This is a genomic window from Vibrio sp. 1978 (assembly GCF_033344345.1).
Genome location: NZ_JAWPOP010000992.1, coordinates 1 through 522 on the forward strand (window position 1 = coordinate 1; position 522 = coordinate 522).

Annotated in this window: 1 protein-coding gene; it reads left to right on the top strand. The window is 40.0% G+C overall.

The features are described from left to right. Positions 1-403 precede the first annotated feature (403 nt). Positions 404-522 (top strand): DUF4144 family protein (locus R8N49_RS30275; protein WP_318190839.1); only part of this gene is annotated, 119 nt, incomplete at its 3' end.

The window sequence follows — 522 nt, forward strand, 5'->3', positions numbered from 1 at the left end:
TGTGAGCGCTGTTTTTCGGACGCTTATTCTTTGGCGCTAGAAATTCAGAGAATTGCCTCATTCAATTCTTGGGCAAGCGCGAGGTTAGGGCGGTTAGCTCAATCAGAGATTTGATCTTAGGTTTTTTCGTTTTAGCTGCCAAATTTCAAAGTCTGATTTTCAAAATCATGAGTCATTTCAGTTTTTTGGTTTTTGGCTTTTGTTTGTGAATCAAAGTCGAGTTAATCTTGGTTTTATTAAAACGTAAGTCATTGAAGCTTAAACATAACAAACGGTTCAAGAGGGACAGCCAACGCGTGGCATTTTTATTATGCGTTGGTTTTTGTGGTTACGGTGTTATGCGGAAGCTTGGTAGTAGCGTTGTCTGCCCCTTAAGCGGGCGTTATGTTTATCGGAGAAGTTCATGGTCAATTGGCCTTGTATTCTGAAATTAGATGGTGACGATGAGCTTGTTTATTTGAGTTCTGAAGCTGATTTGAAATGCGAGTGTGTGGATTTGATTGTTGGTTCAAGAGATCGAGT